The sequence below is a fragment of the Streptomyces sp. NPDC055140 genome (genome assembly GCF_053607285.1).
In genome coordinates this window covers 77,700-98,647 of the sequence record NZ_JBSGTG010000006.1, presented here as the reverse complement: position 1 = coordinate 98,647, position 20,948 = coordinate 77,700, and the positions used below count along the sequence as shown (strand labels likewise).

The 20,948-nt window shown below is 71.1% G+C and carries 20 protein-coding genes and 2 pseudogenes; 18 read left to right on the top strand and 4 right to left on the bottom strand.

Translation table 11 applies throughout. The features are described 5' to 3' along the window. The first annotated feature begins 165 nt into the window (after positions 1-165). Positions 166-828, top strand: coding sequence for a histidine phosphatase family protein (locus tag ACWFR4_RS14305; RefSeq protein ID WP_453465265.1), 663 nt, complete (start codon positions 166-168; stop codon positions 826-828). Positions 829-1,108: 280 nt separating this feature from the next. Here the strand turns inward: ACWFR4_RS14305 and ACWFR4_RS14300 are convergent, their stop codons facing one another. Continuing rightward, entirely contained in the window at positions 1,109-1,510 is a 402-nt protein-coding gene (locus ACWFR4_RS14300) for a hypothetical protein (RefSeq protein ID WP_453652621.1), read from the bottom strand. 34 nt (positions 1,511-1,544) lie between these two features. Then, a complete protein-coding gene (locus tag ACWFR4_RS14295) occupies positions 1,545-1,688 on the bottom strand; it encodes a histidine kinase dimerization/phospho-acceptor domain-containing protein (protein ID WP_453465269.1) in 144 nt (47 codons plus the stop codon). Between ACWFR4_RS14295 and ACWFR4_RS14290 the strand changes: the two genes are divergently transcribed. The 5 genes and pseudogenes from ACWFR4_RS14290 to ACWFR4_RS14270 all read left to right on the top strand — a co-directional run bounded on the left by ACWFR4_RS14290 (position 1,687) and on the right by ACWFR4_RS14270 (position 7,533). Beyond that, on the top strand, positions 1,687-2,712 hold the full coding sequence (locus ACWFR4_RS14290; RefSeq protein WP_453465271.1) for a LacI family DNA-binding transcriptional regulator: 1,026 nt from the start codon (positions 1,687-1,689) through the stop codon (positions 2,710-2,712). The two genes, ACWFR4_RS14295 and ACWFR4_RS14290, sit on opposite strands and share 2 nt — an antisense overlap. 255 nt (positions 2,713-2,967) lie before the next feature. Next, positions 2,968-3,837, top strand: a pseudogene (locus tag ACWFR4_RS14285) (MFS transporter); the annotation flags it as partial. An 88-nt stretch (positions 3,838-3,925) separates the two neighbouring features. Continuing rightward, positions 3,926-4,300 (top strand): annotated as a pseudogene (locus ACWFR4_RS14280) (MFS transporter); the annotation flags it as partial. 52 nt (positions 4,301-4,352) lie between these two features. Further along, positions 4,353-5,867 (top strand): carboxylesterase/lipase family protein, encoded by a 1,515-nt coding sequence (locus ACWFR4_RS14275; RefSeq protein WP_453652619.1) that lies wholly within the window; start codon positions 4,353-4,355, stop codon positions 5,865-5,867. Between the two features lie 196 nt (positions 5,868-6,063). Beyond that, on the top strand, positions 6,064-7,533 hold the full coding sequence (locus ACWFR4_RS14270) for a family 43 glycosylhydrolase (RefSeq protein WP_453652617.1): 1,470 nt from the start codon (positions 6,064-6,066) through the stop codon (positions 7,531-7,533). Positions 7,534-7,594: 61 nt separating this feature from the next. Here ACWFR4_RS14270 and ACWFR4_RS14265 read toward each other — a convergent pair whose 3' ends face one another. Further along, on the bottom strand, positions 7,595-8,461 hold the full coding sequence (locus ACWFR4_RS14265) for an IclR family transcriptional regulator (RefSeq protein WP_453465279.1): 867 nt from the start codon (positions 8,459-8,461) through the stop codon (positions 7,595-7,597). A gap of 134 nt (positions 8,462-8,595) precedes the next feature. Here ACWFR4_RS14265 and ACWFR4_RS14260 point away from each other — a divergent pair, with 134 nt between their 5' ends. The 9 genes from ACWFR4_RS14260 (at position 8,596) to ACWFR4_RS14220 (ending at position 16,294) form a co-directional block, all read left to right on the top strand. Beyond that, a complete protein-coding gene (locus ACWFR4_RS14260; protein ID WP_453652615.1) occupies positions 8,596-9,765 on the top strand; it encodes an amidohydrolase/deacetylase family metallohydrolase in 1,170 nt (389 codons plus the stop codon). After that, positions 9,762-10,172 carry a hypothetical protein gene (locus tag ACWFR4_RS14255; RefSeq protein WP_453652613.1) on the top strand — a complete coding sequence of 137 codons (411 nt, stop codon included), beginning with the start codon at positions 9,762-9,764 and terminating at the stop codon, positions 10,170-10,172. Before ACWFR4_RS14260 ends, ACWFR4_RS14255 begins: the two co-directional genes overlap by 4 nt. Before the next feature lie 52 nt (positions 10,173-10,224). Beyond that, on the top strand, positions 10,225-10,590 hold the full coding sequence (locus tag ACWFR4_RS14250) for an SFCGS family glycine-rich protein (protein ID WP_100592857.1): 366 nt from the start codon (positions 10,225-10,227) through the stop codon (positions 10,588-10,590). Then, positions 10,587-10,922 carry a DUF4312 family protein gene (locus ACWFR4_RS14245; RefSeq protein WP_453652611.1) on the top strand — a complete coding sequence of 112 codons (336 nt, stop codon included), beginning with the start codon at positions 10,587-10,589 and terminating at the stop codon, positions 10,920-10,922. Before ACWFR4_RS14250 ends, ACWFR4_RS14245 begins: the two co-directional genes overlap by 4 nt. Positions 10,923-10,932: 10 nt before the next feature. Beyond that, complete coding sequence (locus ACWFR4_RS14240; protein WP_326772541.1) at positions 10,933-11,724, top strand: DUF4311 domain-containing protein; 792 nt, start codon at positions 10,933-10,935, stop codon at positions 11,722-11,724. A gap of 13 nt (positions 11,725-11,737) precedes the next feature. Beyond that, positions 11,738-12,454 (top strand): DUF4310 family protein, encoded by a 717-nt coding sequence (locus tag ACWFR4_RS14235; protein ID WP_100592860.1) that lies wholly within the window; start codon positions 11,738-11,740, stop codon positions 12,452-12,454. A gap of 70 nt (positions 12,455-12,524) precedes the next feature. Next, positions 12,525-14,078, top strand: coding sequence for a DgaE family pyridoxal phosphate-dependent ammonia lyase (locus ACWFR4_RS14230; RefSeq protein WP_453652609.1), 1,554 nt, complete (start codon positions 12,525-12,527; stop codon positions 14,076-14,078). Positions 14,079-14,110: 32 nt separating this feature from the next. Further along, entirely contained in the window at positions 14,111-14,707 is a 597-nt protein-coding gene (locus tag ACWFR4_RS14225; RefSeq protein WP_453652607.1) for a bifunctional 4-hydroxy-2-oxoglutarate aldolase/2-dehydro-3-deoxy-phosphogluconate aldolase, read from the top strand. A 141-nt stretch (positions 14,708-14,848) separates the two neighbouring features. Beyond that, a complete protein-coding gene (locus ACWFR4_RS14220; RefSeq protein ID WP_453652605.1) occupies positions 14,849-16,294 on the top strand; it encodes a glyceraldehyde-3-phosphate dehydrogenase in 1,446 nt (481 codons plus the stop codon). 75 nt (positions 16,295-16,369) lie between these two features. Here the strand turns inward: ACWFR4_RS14220 and ACWFR4_RS14215 are convergent, their stop codons facing one another. Further along, positions 16,370-17,728 (bottom strand): aminopeptidase P family protein, encoded by a 1,359-nt coding sequence (locus tag ACWFR4_RS14215; RefSeq protein WP_453652850.1) that lies wholly within the window; start codon positions 17,726-17,728, stop codon positions 16,370-16,372. Between the two features lie 235 nt (positions 17,729-17,963). Here ACWFR4_RS14215 and ACWFR4_RS14210 point away from each other — a divergent pair, with 235 nt between their 5' ends. The 3 genes from ACWFR4_RS14210 to ACWFR4_RS14200 are packed head-to-tail and all read left to right on the top strand — an operon-like array spanning position 17,964 to position 20,895. After that, complete coding sequence (locus ACWFR4_RS14210) at positions 17,964-19,130, top strand: NAD(P)/FAD-dependent oxidoreductase (protein WP_453652603.1); 1,167 nt, start codon at positions 17,964-17,966, stop codon at positions 19,128-19,130. Beyond that, a complete protein-coding gene (locus ACWFR4_RS14205) occupies positions 19,127-19,459 on the top strand; it encodes a (2Fe-2S)-binding protein (RefSeq protein ID WP_453466566.1) in 333 nt (110 codons plus the stop codon). The genes ACWFR4_RS14210 and ACWFR4_RS14205 overlap by 4 nt, the downstream gene beginning before the upstream one ends. Continuing rightward, positions 19,456-20,895, top strand: coding sequence for an FAD-dependent oxidoreductase (locus ACWFR4_RS14200; protein WP_453652601.1), 1,440 nt, complete (start codon positions 19,456-19,458; stop codon positions 20,893-20,895). The genes ACWFR4_RS14205 and ACWFR4_RS14200 overlap by 4 nt, the downstream gene beginning before the upstream one ends. Positions 20,896-20,948 lie beyond the last annotated feature (53 nt).

Genomic DNA, 20,948 nt, shown 5'->3' with positions numbered 1-20,948 from the left:
GTCCCCGCTCGCCTGGCGCGGCTACGGCCATGACGGGGATGGAGCCACTTCCGAGGGCGGCTCGGGGGAGGGACGGCGGGTGTGGGGCGGTTCCCCCGTGTGTCGTCCACAGGCCCAGGTGGGAGGCTGAAAGGACGTGATCCGCTCCGAGGAGGTCCTTCCCGCATGCGCCTGCTGCTCATACGCCACGGCCAGACCCCGTCCAACCTCAAGCACCTGCTGGACACCGAGGTGCCGGGCCCGGGGCTGACGCCTTTGGGGCAGGACCAGGCGGCCGCGCTGCCGCAGGCATTGGCGGGGGAGAAGATCGATGCCCTTTACGTCTCCACACTGCTGCGCACCCAGCTGACAGCCGCTCCCCTGGCCGCTGCGACGGGGCTGGAGGTCCAGGTTCGGGACGGCATCCGGGAGCTGGTTGCCGGGGAACTGGAGATGCGGGGCGACGACGAGGCCGCCGCTCTGTACCTCTCCACCGCGTTCGCCTGGTCCGCAGGCGACGTCGAACGCCGGATGCCCGGGGGCGAAGACGGCGTGGAGGCCCTCGGGCGCTTCGATTCCGTGGTTGCGGAGGCCGCCGGGTCGGGGGCGGAGACGGTGGCCATGGTCAGCCACGGTGCCGCGATCCGGATGTGGGTGGCCGCACGGGCGGCCAACGTGGACGTGGCGTACGCGTCGAGCCGCCCGCTGGGCAACACGGGCGTCGTCGTCCTCTCCGGCTCGCCCGACCAGGGCTGGCAGACGCTTGTGTGGGAGGGCCGCCCGCTCGGGCCGGAAGGAAGCTCACTGGAGGACGGTGGCCCGGCAGGAGAGGCAATTCCGACAGCCTGAGCAGAGGGCAGGGCGGCGGAATCGGGCCCAACATGGCGTGCGCCGAAGCCGGTTGAGACCGGCTTCGGCGTCGGGAGGCACCACGCGTTACGTGCTGCGTCCCGGCCCATCGGCATCGACACGCTCCGGCTCACCCCTGAGGCCGGAGCCGGGTTCGGGGCCGGGTTCCGAGACGGCCGGGGATCCGACCGCGGCTGCGGCCTCGGGTTCGGCCGGTTGATCGAGCGGTGTCGCGCGGTAGAAGCGCTCGAAGACGTGAGGGGCCTCGTCGGGCCTGATGTCAGGGCCGTTGTCTGCGACCTCGATGACACAGACCGGTACGCCGGACAGCAGCTGTGGGCCGCTGCCGAGGTCCTCCACGACGGGGGGTGCGGGCGGCGCCGACCCGGACATGGATGCGGGTGTGGGCGCAGGGGTTGGACAGCAGGTTGGCCAGGACCCGGGCGAGCTGGTGGGGGTCGCCGGGGGCCTCGATGATGTCGAGGTCGCTGTCGCGGCTGGTGGCGTGGGTTGCCAGGGGCTTCAGAGTGATGCCGCGGTGGGGGTGGCGTATCGCGGTGGTGGCGATGGCATCGGCTGCCGGAGAGAGCAGGTCGACGGGTTCGCGGTGTGCGGCGGGCGTGCCGCTTTCGCTGTCGCCGAGCTTGGCCAGGAGGAAAAGGCCGTCGACGAGGCGGCTCATCCGGTCTGCGTCGTGGGCGATCAGGGTGTGTGCCTCATGCCGTCGCCGGTCCTGCCATGTCGGTTTCGTCGAGGAGGAGTTCGGCGAAGCCCTGGACGGCGGTGAGCGGGGTGCGCAGCTCGTGGCCGGCGTCGGCGAGGAAGCGGCACCGGCCTCTTCTGCGATGATGGGGCATCATGGCCTCGAAGTCCTCGCAGAGCTCGGCCGGCACCCCGCCCACCAGTGAAGACGTGGCACGCGCCGCCGGAGTCTCTCGGGCCACCGTCTCGTACGTCCTGAACAACACCCGAGGCGGACGCGTCAGCGAGGCGACCCGGGAGCGGGTCAGGGAAGCGGCCCTGCAGCTGGGCTACGTGCCGCACGCCGTGGCGCGGGCACTGCGCGCGGGGCGAAGCGGGATCGTTCTGCTGACCACCCCGGCAGTGATCGCAGGGCCGTTGTTCGCCCAGTACTTCGCCGAGCTGCAGTTGGCCCTTTCGGAGCTCGGCTACACGGCCGTGCTCTACGGCCCGACGGGACACCGGGGCGCGGAGGCCGCTCGCCGGTGGGCCGAGTTGAGGCCCGACGCGGTGCTGTCGCTGATGGACGACAGCCTGGAGGAGCAAGCCGTCGCCCTGCTGCACCGGGCCGGGATCGGGGTCGTGGTCAGCGCCGGGCCGGTGCCGGTCCCCGGCGCGCACGCTCTGGTGGCGGATCAGATGCAGGTCGGCGCGATGGCTGTGGAACACCTGGTCGCGGCCGGACGCAGGAAGATCGGTGTGATCGTCCCCGCCGATGCGTCGCTGCGCGGGTTCGCCGTGCCCAGGCTCTCCGGTGCCGAGGCCGCGGCGCGCGCACATGCTTCGGTCACCGTCGTGCGCCAGGAACTCGCCCTCGGTGAGGAGGCGGCGGTGCGGTGGGCCGAGCTGTTCGTCAAGACCGGGGCCGACGGGTTGTTCGCATACAACGACGAGTACGCGTCCGTGGCGGTTCGCGCCCTGCAGGACGCCGGGCTGCGCGTCCCGGAGGACGTCGCCGTGGTGGGTGCGGACGACCTGTTGATCGGCAGGCTGCTCCGCCCGAAGCTGACGACGGTCCGTATGGACTTCACTCCCGCACGAGAGATCGCGGCGATGCTGGACCGCCTGATCGGCGCCCCCGACACTCCTGCGGAGACCCGCTCCTACCTCCGAACAGGTCTGGTGATCCGGGAAACCGCCTAGCCAGGGCGGTCGGCATGGTGACGTAACAGCAGCGTCGCCGCACGCGGCGACCGCGTCGTGGCTGACGGAGACGTTGGTCCGACGTCGATCACTGGCTTCAACTTTTCAACACGTGAGTGGTCCCGCAGCTGATGACGAACACAACTCGCGCCGTCAGACCTCTTCCGCTGATTACACGTGTCACCTACTCTCCTCCTCAACGCGCGCCCCCACCGCGTCCGCACTTATCGGCATCGCTCTTCAAGGGGCCTCACCATGACCCATTCACTTCCTGAAAACGCGACCGCGACCGCCGTCGCCGGCGCCGAGCCCGAGGCCGCCGCACCCGCGCCTCCGCGACGCCTCGCACGGCTTTACGTCACGCTGCCGGCCGCCAACATCGCCCTCTACCTGTTGTGGCTCGGCGTGGGCGGCTTCCTGCTGCCGATCCAGGTCGCCCAGATCACCGGCACCAACGACACCTCCGCCCTGTCCACGGCCAGCACCATGGGGGCTGTTCTCGCAACGATCGGCAATCCGGTGTTCGGGCAGCTGTCTGATCGCACGAGGTCGCGGTTCGGCCGCCGGGCGCCGTGGATCCTTCTGTGCGCGCTGCTCGGCGCACTGGCCCTGGTCGCCCAGGCACACGCGACGAGCATCGCGACACTCGGCCTGAGCTGGGGCGTCGTGCAGTTCATCATGAACGGCTACCAAGCCGCCCTGACCGCCGCGATGCCCGATCGGGTCCCGGCCGCCCGGTACGGAACTTTCTCCGCGCTGGTCGGTCTTGGTGTGCCCCTCGGCACGATCGCCGCCGCACTGATCATCGGCGGGGTGCCGGGCACGAAGTTCGGTCTGGACGGTGTCATCGGCGGATTCGGCGGCCGGTTCGCCGGTGAGAACGGCTACTACCTGACAGCCGCCGTCATCGTCGTCGCGGCGCTCGTGTTCGTCGTCATGTCCCCGGACAGCGACGCCCGTGACCTGCCGCGTGAGCCGTTCTCGCTCAGGGAGTTCCTCGGCGGCTTCTGGGTCAGCCCCCGCCGGCACCCGGACTTCGGCTGGGCCTTCGTCTCGCGACTCGGCGTCATGCTGGGCTACTTCATCGTCCTCACCTACAACCTGTACCTGCTCGCCGACTACATCAAGGTCCCGCCCCAGGAGTTGCTGCCGACCGTCGGCTTCCTGATGGTCGTCAACGCGCTGTGCACGGTCGCCCACCGTCCTTCTCGGGCCCCTCGCCGACAAGGTCGGCAGGGTGAAGCCGTTCGTGTTCGCCTCCGGGACCGTGGCCTCGCTGGCCCTGGCGCTTCCGATGCTGTGGCCCACTCAGGGCGGCATGCTCGCGTACAACATCGTCGGCGGTGTGGCGTTCGGCGCCTACATGGCCGTCGACATGGCCCTGATCACCAAGGTCCTGCCCCGCGCCGCCGACGTGGGGAAGGACATGGGTGTCATCAACATCGCCAACGCCGGACCGCAGATTCTCGCCCCCACCCTCGCCGGCTGGATCGTCGCTGCCGGCGGCTACGAGGCCTTGTTCCCGGTCGCCGCGGCCGTCTCCCTCGTGGGCGCGCTGGGCGTACTGCGGGTCCGGAGCGTTCGCTGAGCCTCCCAACTGCCCACCATCGCCTACGACATGAGTGAACGAGGAGCAACCAGTGACCAACCATCCCGCGGAGCAGCCCGTCGTCCGCACCGCCCACGGCCCCGTGCGCGGTGAGCGCCGTGAGAGCGGTGTCCGATTCCTCGGCATCCCCTACGCCCAACCCCCCGTCGGCGGACTCCGGTTCGCCGCGCCCGTCCCTCCTGAGCCGTGGTCCGACGTCCTGGACGCCACCGCCTACGGACCGACGGCGCAGCGCCGCCCCCTGGCCGAGGTCACCTTCATCCCCGAGCCGAGCATCCCGGGCGACGGGACGCTCAATCTCAACGTGTTCACCCCGGATCCCTCTCCGGACGCCGGCCTGCCGGTGATGGTGTGGATCCACGGGGGTGGGTTCGTCGCCGGATCCCAGGCGAGCCCTTGGTACGACGGCGCCTCCTTCAACCGTGACGGGGTGGTCGTCGTCTCGGTCGGCTACCGGCTCGGATTCGACGGCTTCGGATGGATCTCCGACGCACCGCACAACCTTGCCGTCCGTGACTGGTTGCTGGCCCTTGAATGGGTGCGGGACAACATCCGGCGCTTCGGCGGGGACCCCGGCCGTGTCACGATCGCCGGTCAGTCGGCGGGCGGTGCGGCCGTGCTGACCCTGCTGGGAATGCCCTGCGCGCAGCACCTGTTCCGCCGCGTGCACTGCCTGTCCGGCCCGGTTTCGCAGGTGTCGCCGGCCGGGGCGGAACGTGTGGGGCGGAAGCTGGCCGAACTGGGCGGCGTGCAACCGACGCGAACCGGTCTGTCCCAGCTGAGCGAGGAACAGATCCTCGATCTGCAGAAGCGGGTGTCATCCCTGGCAGCGGACACCGACACGGATACGGATACGGATACGGGCACGGGCACGGACCCGGAGGATGCTCTGGCCGGGCTCACCAGCCTGATCAGCAAAAGCCTGCCCTTTGCTCCGATGGTCGATGGCGACTTGATCCCCCAGGCCACCCTGGACGCCCTCGCAGCGGGTGTGGGAGCCGACAAGGAGCTCGTACTCGGGGCCACCGACCACGAGTTCACGATGGCGCTGCACCCCGTGCGGGGCCGACTTGCCACGGCGGTGCCGGCCCGGATCCTCACCGGGTGCGGTGTGGACGAGGCCGTCGCCACCGCGTATGTCGCCGATCACCCGGACTTGGACACGGCCGACCTCGTCGGCCAGTACGTCACGGACCACGTCTTCCGTACCGCCGTGGCCCGCGTCGCCCGGGCTCGCGGCACCGCCCCCACCTGGCTGTACCGGTTCGCCTGGCGTTCGCCCGTCCTCGGCCTTGCCACGCACTGCCTCGATGTGCCGTTCCACTTCGACTGCCTCGACGCCGAGGGGATCACCGCCGTAGCCGGTGCCGAGCCGCCCAAGGCCCTTGCCGCGGATGTCCACGGCGCGGCGCTCGCGTTCATCCGCGACGGCAGGCCGGGATGGACGCCCCACACCTGCGGCGCCCCCGTCACCCGGGTCTTCGACACCCGGTCTTCGGACGCGGGCGACGGCTACGCCGACGTGCGCTCCCTCCTGCTCACCTAGGGCCTTTCGTTCGAAAGGCCTGGCCCACATCCAGCCCTCGTCACCGACGGGGATGACCCGAAGTCCCGTGGGACTGCTGCGCAATTGACAGGTGTCGCAGCCGTCCCTACGGTGACGTCACAGGTTTACATCGATGTAACGACGTCGCGCTCCCGTGCCGGCTTCCCTTCGGGGAGCCGCCTCCGAAGGGCTGCCCATGTCCCTGTCGAGCTCCCTCCGCACCGTCCGCCGGGCCGTTGTGGCGTTCGGTGCGCTCCTGGCACTCATCGGCGGCGTCCTTCCCGCGTCGGCCGATCCGTCGCCCGGCGCGCCGCGCACGGTTGCCGCCGCCGCTGCGGGCGGGTTCCGTAATCCGCTGAACAGCGGCCCCGATCCGTACATGACGTACTGGAACGGCAATTACTACCTCACGACGACGCAGGGCGACAGCATCAGGATGTGGCGATCGCCGTCCCTGAGCACCCTGCTGACGGCCGATCCGGTCACGGTGTGGACCGACACGGACAGCTCGCGCAACCGCGACATCTGGGCGCCGGAGTTCTACCGGTTCGGTGATCGCTGGTACATGTACTACACCGCGGACGACGGCGTGGACGGCCACCACCGCCTCTACGTCCTGGAGTCGGACCGGGACGATCCCGCGGGCCCCTACCACTTCAAGGCCGAGCTCGCGCCGCCCAACCATGCGAACGACTTCGCCATCGACGCGGGCATCCTGCAGCACAACGGGCGGCTCTACCTCGCCTACAGCGGCATCAACCAGTACCAGCACAACGGCCTCAACATCGCACCGCTGTCCAACCCCTACACGATCTCGGGCGACGCGGTGGCCATCGACGGCGCGGGGGGCTGCCCGGAGGTCCGTGAGGGGCCGGAGTTCCTGAATCGCAACGGCCGTACGTGGATGACGTATTCGACGTGCGACACGGGCAAGCCGGACTACCAGCTGTGGATGATGTCGCTCCCGGACACGGCCGATCCGCTGGTGCCGGGCAACTGGACGCAGCATCAAGGTGCGGTCTTCTCCCGAGCCGACGACCACGGAGTTTTCGGGCCGGGCCACCACGCGTTCTTCAAGTCGCCCGACGGCAGCGAGGACTGGATCGTCTACCACGCCAAGACGACGAGTGCCCTCACCTACAGCAACCGCACCACGCGCGCCCAGAAGTTCGGCTGGAAGGCGGACGGCAGCCCGGACTTCGGCCGGCCGCTCGCCATGGGCGCCACGCAGGACCTGCCGTCGGGGGACCCCGGGGCCGGCAACTACTGGATCAACGACGACGGGCGCTCCGACGGTGCCGGAACCGTCACCTACAGCGGCGCCTGGAACTCGGGCACCGGCTGTGCGACCCAGTGCTTCTGGAGCGACGACCACTGGAGCGACCGCGCCGACGCCTCGGCCACCTTCACCTTCGACGGCACCCGCATCGCCCTGTTGTCCGTACGTGACGTGGGGAACGGCTACGCGGATCTGAGTATCGACGGTGGGCCGGAACAACGCGTGGACTTCTACGGCGCCATCCGCACCGGGGAGACGGTCCAGTACCTGAGCCCAAGGCTCACGCCCGGACACCACACGTTGCGAGTGCGGGTCACGGGTGAGCACAGCGCGCAGTCCACCGCCTCGTTCGTGAGCGTCGACCGTGCGGAGGTCTACACCGGCTGATGTGGCCGGGGAGCCCCGCGCAGCCCCGCCGTTCGGGCGGGGCTGGGCACTGGGGTGCGCGTCACAGTCTGCGGGAGACCTCCTGGGCCGCCTGTCGGACCGCCGGGGCGAACGCGGTGAGTTGCTCCTCGGTGACGAGGGCGGCCAGGGAGGACACGGAGACCGCGCCGACCGGAGAGCCGTCGGTGTCGAGGACGGGAGCGGCGAGGGAGCAGATCGCCTCGTCGGCTTCCTCGTAATCGGTCGCGAAACCGGTGTGCCGGACCGTTTCCAGCTGGCTGAGCAGCGTGGTGCGGTCGGTGACGGTGTGCGAGGTGCGGGCCGGGAGGCCGGTCCGGTCGAGCAGTGCCTTCGTCTCGGTCTCGGGCAGGTGGGCCAGCAGTACCTTGCCCGCGGCCGAGGCATGCAGGGGGAGGCGGGTGCCCACCTCGGTGGCGATGCGGTAGGCGAGGCCGGGGTCGACCTTGTGGGTGTAGGTGGCGTGGTCGCCGCTGAGGACCGCCAAGTGGACTGCCTGGCCCAGGCGTTGCTGGAGTGCCCGCAGGACCGCGTCGATGCCGACGGTGTCGTCCGACAGCACTTGGGCGGCCAGTGCGCGCAGTTGGGTGCCGATGCCGTAGCGCCCCTCGCCGTCCGGGACGGCGTAGCCCTCCTCGATCAGGGTCGCGAGGATGCGGTGGGTACTGGCCTTGGGGACGCCGGAGCGCTCGGCGATCTCGCCCAGCTTGTGGGGGGCGTCCGGATGGGCGAGGGCGTGCAGGACGCGCAGCGCCTTGGCGACGGAGTTGACCGGGCCCGAGGTCTCGGACTGTCCCTGGGTGGTTCCGTGCGGGCTCTCCGGCCGGAGCTCCGGCGGCGTCGGTTTACGCGTAGCTGACGAGGCGTTCGTCGGGGCACCCGTCGATTTCATCGACTCTTCGCGATCCATTGACCCTCCGAAGGCATCCGGCTAGCGTGCAGTCAATCCGTTCTACGGAACGCGAATCTACCCTACGGAACGCCTCGGTGCTCCGCAGTTGTCCCCCCACGCCCTATCTCATGCTCAGTGGAAGGCCGCCGTCCATGGCTGTGCAGGCATCCGTCGTCAACCGTTTCGATCTTGTGATTCTTGGCGGGCAGGTGGTCGACCCCGAGCGGGGCACCGTCGAGCCCGGCGATGTCGCACTCGCCGGTGGCCGGATCGCGGCGGTCGGCCTGGCCGGGACGCTCGACCCGGCCGGCGCCGAGGTGTACGACGCGACGGGTCTGCTGGTCACCCCCGGTCTGATCGACCTGCACACGCACATCTACGACGGCGCCACCGGCCTCGGTGTCCCGGCCGATCTGGCCGGTGTGCAGCAGGGGGTGACGACGGTCGTCGACGCGGGCAGCTGCGGCAGCGACGACTGGCCGCACTTCGCCTCCTCGGTCGTCACCCCGGCCGCCACCCGCGTGCTGAGCTGGCTCAACATCTCCCGGCACGGCCTCGTGCACGGCACCGAAGAACTCGTCGGCGGCGCGGCCGACATCGATGTCGAGGGCACCGGCAGGATCCTCGCCGACAACCCGGCGGTGGTGCGCGGTCTCAAGGTCCGCATGAGCCGGTCGGTCCTCGGAGACAGCGGTCTGGCGCCGCTGCGCGCGGCCAGGGAACTCGCCGCGGCGCACGCGCTGCCGGTCATGGTCCACGTCGGCAACGCCCCGCCCGCCTTCGGCGACGTCCTGGACCTGCTCGGGCCGGGCGACGTCGTCACCCACGCCTTCCACGGCAAGCCCGGCGGGCTCTTCGGCGACGGAGCCGAACCGCTGCCGCAGGTCCGGGCGGCACTGGAGCGCGGGGTCCGGTTCGACGTGGGACACGGCAGCGCCAGCTTCGCGTTCGACACCGCGGAACGCGCTCTGGCGGCCGGCATCCGTCCTTACACCATCAGCACCGACCTGCACGCACGCAACATGAACGGACCGGTGCGGGACCTCTCCCGCACCCTGTCCAAACTGCTCGCCCTGGGGATGCCGCTGCCGGAGGTCATCCGGTGCGCCACCACGCACCCGGCCGAAGTGCTGGGCATGGCAGGCGAGTTGGGTTCGCTGCGGCCCGGCGCCGCGGGCGACCTGAGTCTGCTCGAGGACCGTGGCGCGCCGGACCGGCTCACCGACTCCCAGGGAGTCACCCGCCCGGCAGGACCCTGGCTCGCGCCCGTCGCGACCGTCCGTGCCGGGCGCCCGATGCCGATACGAAAGGCCACCGCATGACTGACGACCCCCTGATCGAGGCGCTCGCCGGCGCCGTGGCGGACACCGCCGAACCCGTGCGCGACGAGGACCGCCACGCCCTGGCCCGGCTGCTCCCGCTGATCGAGGAACGCGCCGCAGCGGAGAGGATCTCCTTCGACGAGGACCGCCGGCTCGCGCTCGCCGTCCACGCCCTCGGCTTCGTCCGCCGGGTACGCGCCGGCGAACACCTCGACGCGCTGGACCCCGGAGTGGCCGACGAGATCACGCCGGGCCCGCTGGCCGCCGCCCGCGAACTGATCGCCGGGTACGGCACACCCCTGGGTCACGCCGCCCAGGACACCGAAGTCCTCCTGCTCGCCCTGCACTTCGAGACGGCGCGGCAGCTCCAGGAGAGCTCACCGGCACGACAGAACGCACAAGCATGACCGGCCCCACACCAGCGGGCCAGGCATCGACGAACGACAAAGGGAGTGCACCATGGCAGTCAAGATCGTGATCGGACACCGGCTCGGCAAGGGCCAGGCGGTCGCCGACGGCATACGGGCGGCGGGCGGCGAACCCATCCTGATCCCGGGCCCCGGCGCGGACATGAAGGTCGGCGACGTGATGGCCGCCGAGGGCGCGGCCCTCGGCATCTCGTTCTGCGGCAGTGGCGGCGCGGGCGCGGTCACCGCCAAGGCCAAGTACGGCCATGACATCGAGTTCGGTATGCGCTCTCCGCAGGCCGGGATCACCGCCGTGCAGCAGGGCAAGACCGTGCTGGGCTTCGGCTTCCTGGACAGTGAGGAACTCGGCTTCAAGGTGACCGAGGCGCTGCTGAAGAAGCTCGGGGAGTCGGCGTGATCGAGGACCGGCACACGGTCCGGGTCAGCGGCACCGGGCCCACCCGCGAGAAGGCGTTCGCCGCCGCCATGCAGCAGGTCTCCGGTGCCGTCGGCAAGCTGACGGACGGCGTCTGCTTCCGGGTCGAGCCGCTTGCCGTCGAGATCGCGTCCGCGGTCGAACACCGCTGGACTGAACGTTTTTTGGGTCTGCTCTTCGCTCGCGAGCGCCGCAGCTACGAGCTGACCCTGCGGATCGAGGTGCGCACCGCCGCACTCGATCTGGACGCCATCGCATTCTCCGTACGCGAGGAGCGGCTGACGCCACTCCAGCACGCGCTCCACATGAGGTGAGGACACCCGCATGAACGAGACGCTCACCATCGCACTGGAGTCGATGGTCATCGGCGCCCTGATCGGCTTCGGGGCGAGCGCGGGCGTGGCCCGCATGTTCCACGCGCCCAAGGTGCAGGGCATGGGTGCCTTCCGGACCCTGGGCGAACTCAACGCCTGCGAGAACGACCCGGTCGCGCACTTCTCCTTCGGCCTGGGCTTCTTCTTCAACGCCTGGGCCAGCGCCGTCGGCACCGGCGCGCTGACCTCGGACGTCGACCACCGCATCGTGCCCCACTGGGCCGCCGCGCTGTCGATGACCAAGAACCGCAACCTCGACGAGACGCTGCACAACCCGCGCCGGATGGCGGCCTACGGGGCGGGCGTCGGCCTGGTCCTGGTGACGGTTCTGAACACCACCGCCGCGTCCATTCCGCACTCACTGCAGAACGTCGCAGCCGATGTGCTCGGCCCCGCCTCTGAGTGGCTGATCAACCCCGTCATGCCGATCGTCTTCTGGATGGCGGCGGTCGACGCGGGGCGGCGCAGCGGAGGCTGGGGCACCGTACTCGGTGGTCTGGCGCATGTCGTGATGGGCAACGCGGTTCCCGGCATCGTGCTCGGCATCGTGGTCGGCAAGGGCATCGACGACCTGGGCTGGACCAGGGTCACCAAGGCGCTCGCCGGCGCGGTCGTGTTGCTGTTCGTCGGCAGCGCCTTCCTGCGCGGCGTGGACATCCAGCTGCTGCAGCAGATGAAGGCGGACGTGCCGCACTGGCTGAGCCGGCTCCACGACGCGACCGGCACCACCCCGACCAAGTGAGCGAGGCACCGCGATGACCACGAACGACGCCACCACCACCGCGGGAGCTGCGGCACCCGCGGGCAGGACCCGCGGCAAAGTGCCCGGCGAGGGCAGCTTCTGGCTCTCGGAATGGGCCTTCCCGCTCTTCGTGGCGGCCCTGGCCGCCGGCATCTTCGCCGGCACGCACCTGTACTACGTCTACCGCACCGGTACCTTCAGCGACGTCGCCGTCACCGCGATGCTCAAGGGCGGTATGGACAGCGGGAGTTACGGGGCGGCGGCGGCCTTCGGCGCCGGCTTCCTGTTCGCCCGGATCATCGAGGGGCCGATGGTCGGCATCCTCGACATCGGCGGCTCGCTGCAGACCGGCGTCGGCATCGGCATCCCCGCGATGCTGCTGGCTGCCGGGATCACCGCCCCTCTGGAGCACTTCTGGCTGGCCCTGCCCACCGGCGCCCTGCTGGGCGCGCTGATCGGCGCCCTGATCCTGGCCATCCGGCGGGCCACCGTGAACTCGGCGGGCGGCACCTCCACCTTCGGCGCCGACGTGATGATGGGCGCCGGAAACTCCGCAGGCCGCTATCTCGGCCCCTTGGTGATCATCGCCGCGGCCACCGCCTCCCTCCCCGTGGGCCTCGGCTCCACCCTTGGCGCCGCGCTCTTCTACTGGTGGAAGAAGCCGCTGACCGGCGGCGCCATCCTCGGCGCCATGCTCTTCGGGCTCTTCTTCCCCATCGCGGGCACCTAGGGCCTCTCGGCGCGCCCCGAAGAAGTCGGCCTCACCCGACGCCATCGATCTGCTCTCCACGAAAGGCACCATGAACACGCTGTACGAGGACCTCGGCCTCACCCACGCCATCAACGCCAGCGGCAAGATGACCGCCCTCGGTGGCAGCCGGCTCGACGACCGGGTGATCGCCGCCATGGGCGAGGCGGCCGGCGGCCATGTAGTGATGGACGACCTGCTCGTCGCCGCGGGCCGGGAACTCGCCCGCGCCACCGGCACCGAGGACGCCTGCCCCACCACCGGCGCCGCAGCCGGCATCGCCATCGCGGTGGCCGCCCTCGTCGCCGGCAGCGACCCGGCCCGGATCGAGCGACTGCCCGACGCGGGCGGCGCGCCCGACGAGGTGGTGCTGCAGAAGGGGCATGCTGTCCACTTCGGCGCCTCCGTGTGCCAGATGATCGCGATGGGGGGCGGCAGGCCCGTCGAGGTCGGCGCCGTCAACAAGGCGCGCCCCGAGCACTTCACCGCCGCGATCACCGATCGCACCGCAGCTCTCCTGTACGTCCAGTCGCACCACGCCGTGCAGAAGGGCCAGGTCCCGCTGGAGACGGTGGTGGCCATCGGGCGCGAGCACGGTATCCCGGTGATCGTGGACGCGGCGGCCGAGGAGGACCTGCGCCGCTGGCCCGCCACCGGCGCCGACCTGGTCGTCTACAGCGGGGGCAAGGCCATCGGGGGCCCCACCTCCGGACTGATCTGCGGACCGGCCGACCTGATCGCCGCGTGCCGCGCACAGTACGGCGGCATCGGGCGGCCGATGAAGGTCGGCAAGGAAACCGTCCTCGGCCTCGTACAGGCGGTGCGCGACTACGGAACCGCGGCCGGCGCCGTCGACCCCGAGCAGCAGCACGCCCGTATGACACGGCTCGCCGAGCGCGTCGACGGGCTGCCGGGACTCTCCGCGCGCGTCGTCCGCGACGAGGCGGGCCGGCTCATCCACCGGACGGAACTGACCGTCGACCCGAAGGAGGCGGGCCGGAACGCGACCGAGCTCGCCGCGGAGCTGGCACAGGGACAGCCGCCCGTCTTCCTGCGGGACCACCACGCCGCCACCGGCAGGCTGGCCATCGACCCCCGGCCGCTGACTCCGCACGAGGAAGAACAGATCGTGGCCCGGCTCACCGGGATCCTGGGCGGCGCGCGGGTGACCGCCGGGCCCGGCGGTCACGGAGAGCGGACAGAGACCGGGCGGACACCGGCACCGGACCAGGAGGACGCGCAGGTGAACGGTCGGCCGGCAGCCGGGACAACGCCCGAGCGGGCGGCGGACGCGGACGGCACGACGACGCCGGTGGCGCCGTTGGAGCGCCGCCTGGTGGTGACCGAGGCGGCAGGGCTGCACGCCCGGCCGGCAGCGGCCTTCGCCCAGGCCGCCGGCCGCAGCACGGCAGCCGTGACGGTACGCCGAGCCGGCACCGAAGGCAGCTCCGCGGCCGACACACGCGAGGTCCCGGCCCGCAGCGTGCTGTCCCTGATGTCGCTCAACATCCGCTCCGGCGAGGAGATCGTCCTCACCGCGCGCGGCGAAGGGGCGGCCGAGGCACTCGCCGCGCTGGCAGCCATCGCCGCACCCGAATCCTCCTGACTCCGCCCCGCCCATCGAAGGACCTCCCCGCCATGTCTCTCACCCCCGCCGTCCAGAGCGTCGTCGACCACCTCCAGCAGGCGCGCGCCGTGCCGACCGTACGGGCCGCCGACGCCGACGCCGCCTACGCACTGGCCCGCGAGCTGCTCGACGCCGGTTTCACCACCTTCGAATTCACGGCCACCACCCCTGGCTGGGAGGGCCTGGTCAAGAGCTGGCACCAGGAGTTCCCGCAGGCGGTGTTCGGACTCGGCACGGTGACCTCACCGCGGATCGCCGAGCAGGCGCTGGCCGCCGGCGCCCAGTTCCTGGTCAGCCCGTTCCAGGTCCCCGACGCCCGTCCCGTCGCGGACGACGCCGACCGGCTGCTGGTCGAGGGCGGCCTGACCCCGTCCGAACTGCGCACGGCCGCCGAACGCGGAGTGGCCAAGCTCTTCCCGGCGCACATCGGAGGTATCGCCTACCTCAAGTCGCTGCTCGCCGTGCTGCCCGGCGCGCGGATCATGGCGACCGGCGGAATCACCGTCGACAACACGGCCGAGTGGCTCGCCGCCGGCGCCTTCACCGTCAGCATCGGCAGCGACATACGGGGCAACGCCACCAGGTTGCGCACACTCCTCGACGGCTGAGCGACGCCGACGGGCGCGCCGGGCACGAGGGAGGCTTTCGCTGGGCGAGACCCTCTGAACGATCAACCCGGGGGACCGTCTGAACGATCAAAATGGGGGCGGGTTAGCATATGAGCGCCGCCTAGCTCGAAAGATAAACCTGTGACTGTCAAAGACGACTCGTTCACCAACTGGAAGAACCGCGAGGAGATCGCGGAGTCGATGATCCCGATCATCGGGAAGATGCACAGGGAGCGGGACGTGACCGTCCTGCTCCACAGCCGCTCCTTGGTGAACAAGTCGGTGGTGAGCATCCTCAAGACCCACCGGTTCGCCCGCCAGATCGCCGGCGAGGAACTGTCGGTCACCGAGACGATGCCGTTCCTGCAGGCGCTGGCCGCGCTCGACCTCGGCCCGTCGCAGATCGACATCGGCCTGCTCGCCGAGGCGCACCGGGCCGACGACCGGGGTCTCTCGGTCGAGGAGTTCACCGCCGAGGCCGTCTCCGGCGCCACGGGTGAGAACAAGATCGAGCGCCGCCAGGCTCGTGACGTCGTCCTCTACGGCTTCGGCCGCATCGGCCGCCTCGTCGCCCGCCTGCTCATCGAGAAGGCCGGCTCCGGCAACGGACTGCGGCTGCGCGCCATCGTCGTCCGGGGCGGTGGCGACCAGGACCTCGTGAAGCGTGCCTCGCTGCTGCGCCGCGACTCCATCCACGGCCAGTTCAACGGCACGATCACGGTCGACGAGGCGAACAGCACGATCGTCGCCAACGGCAACGAGATCAAGGTGATCTACGCCAACGACCCGTCCGAGGTCGACTACACGACGTACGGCATCAACGACGCCATCCTGATCGACAACACCGGCAAGTGGCGTGACCGCGAGGGCCTGTCGAAGCACCTCCGTCCCGGCATCGAGAAGGTCGTCCTGACCGCTCCGGGCAAGGGCGACGTCCCGAACATCGTGCACGGCGTCAACCACGACATGATCAAGCCGGACGAGCAGATCCTGTCCTGCGCGTCCTGCACCACCAACGCGATCGTCCCGCCGCTGAAGGCGATGGACGACGAGTACGGGGTGCTGCGCGGCCACGTGGAGACCGTTCACTCGTTCACCAACGACCAGAACCTGCTGGACAATTACCACAAGGCCGACCGCCGCGGCCGCTCCGCGCCGCTCAACATGGTCATCACCGAGACCGGCGCCGCCTCCGCCGTCGCCAAGGCGCTGCCCGACCTGAAGGCGCCGATCACGGGCAGCTCGATCCGCGTGCCGGTGCCGGACGTCTCGATCGCGATCCTCAGCCTGCGCCTGGGCCGCGAGACCACCCGCGAGGAAGTCCTCGACTACCTCCGCGACGTCTCGCTGAACTCGCCGCTCAAGCGCCAGATCGACTTCACCACCGCCCCCGACGCGGTCTCCATGGACTTCGTTGGCTCACGCCACGCCTCCATCGTGGACGCCGGTGCCACCAAGGTCGACGGCGACAACGCGATCCTCTACCTCTGGTACGACAACGAGTTCGGCTACTCGTGCCAGGTCATCCGCGTCGTCCAGCACGTCTCCGGGGTGGAGTACCCGACCTACCCGGTCCCGACGGCGTAAGCCTTGACCGTCCGAGGGGGCCCGGCCGTTCCGACGGCCGGGCCCCCGCGGGCGGTTGTCGCAGCAGCGGGACCCCTACCGGTCGCCCGCGAGCGTGCGCATCCACGCCTCGACCTCGTCGGCCGACCGCGGCAGGCCGGCCGACAGGTTCTCCGTGCCGTCGGCCGTGACCAGGAGGTCGTCCTCGATCCGCACGCCGATTCCGCGGTACTCCTCCGGTACCGACAGGTCGTCCGGCTGGAAGTACAGGCCGGGCTCGACCGTGAGCACCATGCCGGGCTCAAGCGGTCCGCCCACATACGACTCCGTGCGCGCGGCAGCGCAGTCGTGGACGTCTAGGCCGAGCATGTGGCCGGTGCCCGCCATGGTGAAGCGCCGCTGGAGACCGAGCTCGAAGACCCGCTCCGGGTCGCCCTCCAGCAGGCCCCATTCCACGAGCTTGCCCGCCATGTAACGCTGCGCCGCGTCGTGGAAGTCGCGGTAGGCCGCGCCCGGCTTAACGGCGGCGATGCCCGCCTCCTGGGCCTCGTACACCGCGTCGTAGATCTTGCGCTGGAGCGGCGTGAACGTGCCGCTGATCGGGAGCGTGCGCGTCACGTCCGCGGTGTACAGCGTGTGCGTCTCCACGCCCGCGTCGAGGAGCAGGAGTTCGCCGGGGCGCACCGGACCGTCGTTCTGTTCCCAGTGCATGATCGTGGCGTGCTCGCCGGCCGCGCAGATCGAGCCGTAGCCGACGGCGTTGCCCTCCAGGCGGGCGCGGCGGAAGAAGGTGCCCTCGATCCAGCGTTCCGAGGTCGCGATCGCCGTGGCCAACTCCCGTACGACATCGGTGAATCCGCGCACCGTGGAGTCGACGGCCTTGCGCAGCTCGCCGATCTCCCACTCGTCCTTGACCAGGCGCAGCTCGGACAGCGCCTCCTCCAGTCCGGCGTCGCGCTCCGCCTCCGTCGTCACGGCGGCCTCGAGTGCCGGGTCGTGGCCGCGGACGATGCGGGTCGGCGCCTCGGGCGCGGCCGACAGCTCCGTGGCGGCGTCGCGGATGTCGCGGCAGGGCAGGCCGAGGACCAGTTCGGACTCGGCGAGGCTGCGGCGCCGGCCCATCCACAGCTCGGACGTCATGCCGGTCCAGAACTCGTCGGTGTCCCGGCTGTCGCGGGGGAGGAGATAGAGGAGGATGTCGTGCCCGCCGCCGGCGCGCGGCTCGAACACGACGGCGCTGTCGCGTGCTTGATCTCCCGTCAGATGTACGTACGCCGAGTACGGACGGAAGGGGTAATGGCTGTCGTTCGAGCGGATCTTGAGCTTGCCGGACGGGATCACCAGCCGCTCGCCCGGGAACCGCGCGGACAGGTCGGCGCGGCGGCGGGCGGCGTACGGCGCCTGCTCGTCCGGCCGCAGGTCGCGCTGCTCGGTGTCGGCCCAGCCCGTCCGCATCAGGGCGGAGAGCTCGTCGGAGAGGCCCGCGTAGAGGCCGTTCTTGCGTCCCTTGGGCCGGGGTCGGGCCTCGGACTGCGTCGTGGGCTGTGACGTCGACTGAGACGTGGGCTGTGGCCTGGGCTCGGAGGAGGACACGATGCACCCTTCTGCTGTGTTCCGTAGCGGTTTCGGTTGGCTGCCCGTCAGCCTAGTGACCCTTGGCGCGCTTGGGAACATGTGACATAGTACTGCCGTGACTACGCGGCTGACCTGCGACGTTGTAGTGGTCGGCGCCGGAATGGTGGGCGCGGCCTGTGCCCTCTATGCGGCGCGGGCGGGACATTCCGTCGTCCTGGTGGACCGCGGCCCAGTGGCCGGAGGCACCACCGGCGCGGGCGAGGGGAACCTGCTCGTCTCCGACAAGGAGCCCGGACCGGAGCTCGAACTCGCCCTGCTTTCCGCCCGGTTGTGGTCCGAACTCGCGGCGGAACCGGGCGTGGCCGAGGCCGTCGAGTTCGAGGCCAAGGGTGGCGTCGTCGTGGCCTCGTCCGCCGAAGGCCTGGCGGCGCTGGAGAAGTTCGCCGTGCAGCAGCGCGACGCCGGTGTCGACGCGCGCGCGGTCACGGCCGACGAGCTCTACGTTCTCGAACCGGAACTCGCCCCCGGAATGCCGGGCGGTGTCCACTACCCGCAGGACGCCCAGGTGATGCCGACGCTGGCCGCCGCGCACCTCGTACGGCTGGCGCGCGCGGCGGGGGCACGGCTGCTGACCGGCGCGCCCGTCACCGCGGTGCTCCGGGCGGCGGACGGTTCCGTACGAGGCGTCCGTACCGGCCGGGGCGAGATCCACGCCCCCGCCGTCGTGAACGCGGCAGGCACCTGGGGCGGCGAGCTGGCCGCACTCGCCGGGGTCCGGCTGCCGGTGCTGCCGCGACGCGGCTTCGTCCTCGTCACCGAGCCGCTGCCGCGCCTGGTCCGGCACAAGGTGTACGCCGCCGACTACGTGGCCGACGTCGCGAGCGACTCCGCCGCATTGCAGACCTCACCGGTCGTCGAGGGCACCGCGGCCGGCCCCGTGCTGATCGGCGCGAGCCGCGAACGCGTCGGCTTCGACCGCACGTTCTCGCTGCCCGTCGTGCGGTCCCTCGCGGCGGGGGCGGCGCGGCTGTTCCCCTTTCTGGAGAAGGTCCACGTGATGCGGTCCTACCTGGGGTTCCGGCCGTACATGCCGGATCATCTGCCGGCGATCGGGCAGGACGCGCGCGTGCCCGGCCTCTTCCACGCCTGCGGGCACGAGGGTGCCGGCATCGGACTAGCCGCAGGCACCGGACACTTGATCGCCCGGGCGGTCGGCGGCGGCGCACCGGACCCCGCGCTCGCGCCGTTCCGCCCGGACCGGTTCCCCGAGGAGGCGTCTTGACCGGCAAGCGCACACCACTGGATCTCGTCAGGGCCGAGCCAGGACCCGCTCACACCGCCACGTTCGACGGCGCGCGGATCGCGGTGCTGCCCGGGCAGAGCGTCGCCGCGGCACTGTGGTCGGCGGGCGTCACCGCCTGGCGGACCACGCGCGGCACCGGCGAGCCGCGGGGGGTCTTCTGCGGCATCGGCGTCTGCTTCGACTGCCTCGTGACCGTCAACGGCCGCCCCAACCAACGGGCTTGCCTCGTGCGGGCAGAAGCGGGCGACGACATCCGCACGCAGCACGGCACCGGACAGGGCGACGCGAGCGAGAGGGAGGAGCGATGAGTCGTCACCCTGATGAAGGCGCCGATGAAGGCGCGGTGCGTCGCACGCTCGCGGTGATCGGGGCCGGGCCCGCCGGGCTGGCCGCCGCACTCGCCGCGGCCGTCCGCGGGAGCCGCGTGACGCTGATCGACGCGGGCGCGCAGGCCGGCGGCCAGTTCTACCGCCAGCCCGCAGAGGAACTGGGCGCCCGCCGCCCGCAGGCGCTCCACCACCAGTGGCGGACCTGGGAGCGGCTCCGGGACGGCCTGGCCGCGCAGATCGCGACGGGCCGCATCACCCACCTGACGGATCATCACGTGTGGTGCGTGGAAGGGCTCGACGAGTCATCCGGCTTCCTCGTCCACGCGCTGCACGGCCCGGCTCAGGAGGAGCCGTCCGTGGTGCGTGCGGACGCCGTCATCCTGGCGACCGGCGCCTACGAGAAGGTGCTGCCCTTCCCCGGCTGGACCCTGCCGGGTGTGATCACCGCGGGTGGCGCGCAGGCCATGCTCAAGGGTGGGCTCGTGCTCCAGGGGCGTACGGCCGTGGTGGCGGGTACGGGACCGCTGCTGCTGCCCGTCGCCGCCGGGCTCGCCGCGGCCGGCGCCGAAGTCGCCGCACTGGTCGAGTCCGCCGGGGCGAAGAGCGCAGTCCGGCAGGCGCGTACGCTGTCCGCCCACCCGGACAAGCTCGTCGAAGGTGCCGGGTACGTCGCTGAACTGATGCGCCGCCGCGTGCGGTTGAAGCCCCGGCACACCGTCGTGGAAGCGTATGGTGACGGCGCGCTCGAAGCGGTCACCGTCGCCGCGCTCGACCGCGAGGGGCGGGTAGCGCCGGGCTCCGAGCAGGTCATCCGCTGCGACACCCTCGCCGTCGGCCACGGTCTGCTGCCGCACACCGATCTCGCCGAGACGCTCGGCTGCCGTCTCGAAGGGCCGGCCGTGGCCGTGGACGACGAGCAGCGCACGGACGTCCACGGAGTGTGGGCCGCGGGCGAGGCCACCGGCGTGGGCGGCGCCGCCCTCTCGCTGGCCGAGGGCCACATCGCGGGGTGCTCGGCCGCGGCACGGCTCGCCGGGCGCGAACCCGACCCGCGCATGTGGGCGGACGCCGCCAAGTCCCGTACAAAGGCAAGGGGGTTCATCGCCTCCCTTGACGCAGTCTTCGCTCCGCGTGCGCACTGGGCCGAGCAGGTCACCGACGACACCGTCGTGTGCCGCTGCGAGGAGGTGCCGGCCTCCGCGATCCGTGAGGCGGTCGGCGAACTCGGGGCCACGGACGCGCGCACCGTGAAACTGCTGACCCGAGCCGGTATGGGCTGGTGCCAGGGTCGCGTGTGCGGACCGGCTGTCGCCGGGCTCGCGGGGTGTGATCTGCTCCCGTCCAGAAGGCCGTTCGCCCGCCCCGTACCGCTCGGAGTGCTCGCTCGGGCGGGGGAGGGCCTGCCCGACGAGTGAGCCCGACGCCCCTCCGGCGACCGCATCCATCAGACCGGACGTCCATCAGACCT

Excerpts from the sequence above, each read along its gene's own strand:
- ACWFR4_RS14305 (WP_453465265.1), top strand. The coding sequence starts at position 166 with ATGCGCCTGCTGCTCATACGCCACGGCCAGACCCCGTCCAACCTCAAG.
- ACWFR4_RS14300 (WP_453652621.1), bottom strand. The coding sequence starts at position 1,510 with ATGAGCCGCCTCGTCGACGGCCTTTTCCTCCTGGCCAAGCTCGGCGAC.
- ACWFR4_RS14290 (WP_453465271.1), top strand. The coding sequence starts at position 1,687 with ATGGCCTCGAAGTCCTCGCAGAGCTCGGCCGGCACCCCGCCCACCAGT.
- ACWFR4_RS14295 (WP_453465269.1), bottom strand. The coding sequence starts at position 1,688 with ATGATGCCCCATCATCGCAGAAGAGGCCGGTGCCGCTTCCTCGCCGAC.
- ACWFR4_RS14270 (WP_453652617.1), top strand. The coding sequence starts at position 6,064 with ATGTCCCTGTCGAGCTCCCTCCGCACCGTCCGCCGGGCCGTTGTGGCG.
- ACWFR4_RS14265 (WP_453465279.1), bottom strand. The coding sequence starts at position 8,461 with ATGGATCGCGAAGAGTCGATGAAATCGACGGGTGCCCCGACGAACGCC.
- ACWFR4_RS14260 (WP_453652615.1), top strand. The coding sequence starts at position 8,596 with ATGGCTGTGCAGGCATCCGTCGTCAACCGTTTCGATCTTGTGATTCTT.
- ACWFR4_RS14255 (WP_453652613.1), top strand. The coding sequence starts at position 9,762 with ATGACTGACGACCCCCTGATCGAGGCGCTCGCCGGCGCCGTGGCGGAC.
- ACWFR4_RS14250 (WP_100592857.1), top strand. The coding sequence starts at position 10,225 with ATGGCAGTCAAGATCGTGATCGGACACCGGCTCGGCAAGGGCCAGGCG.
- ACWFR4_RS14240 (WP_326772541.1), top strand. The coding sequence starts at position 10,933 with ATGAACGAGACGCTCACCATCGCACTGGAGTCGATGGTCATCGGCGCC.
- ACWFR4_RS14235 (WP_100592860.1), top strand. The coding sequence starts at position 11,738 with ATGACCACGAACGACGCCACCACCACCGCGGGAGCTGCGGCACCCGCG.
- ACWFR4_RS14230 (WP_453652609.1), top strand. The coding sequence starts at position 12,525 with ATGAACACGCTGTACGAGGACCTCGGCCTCACCCACGCCATCAACGCC.
- ACWFR4_RS14225 (WP_453652607.1), top strand. The coding sequence starts at position 14,111 with ATGTCTCTCACCCCCGCCGTCCAGAGCGTCGTCGACCACCTCCAGCAG.
- ACWFR4_RS14215 (WP_453652850.1), bottom strand. The coding sequence starts at position 17,728 with ATGCGGACGGGCTGGGCCGACACCGAGCAGCGCGACCTGCGGCCGGAC.
- ACWFR4_RS14200 (WP_453652601.1), top strand. The coding sequence starts at position 19,456 with ATGAGTCGTCACCCTGATGAAGGCGCCGATGAAGGCGCGGTGCGTCGC.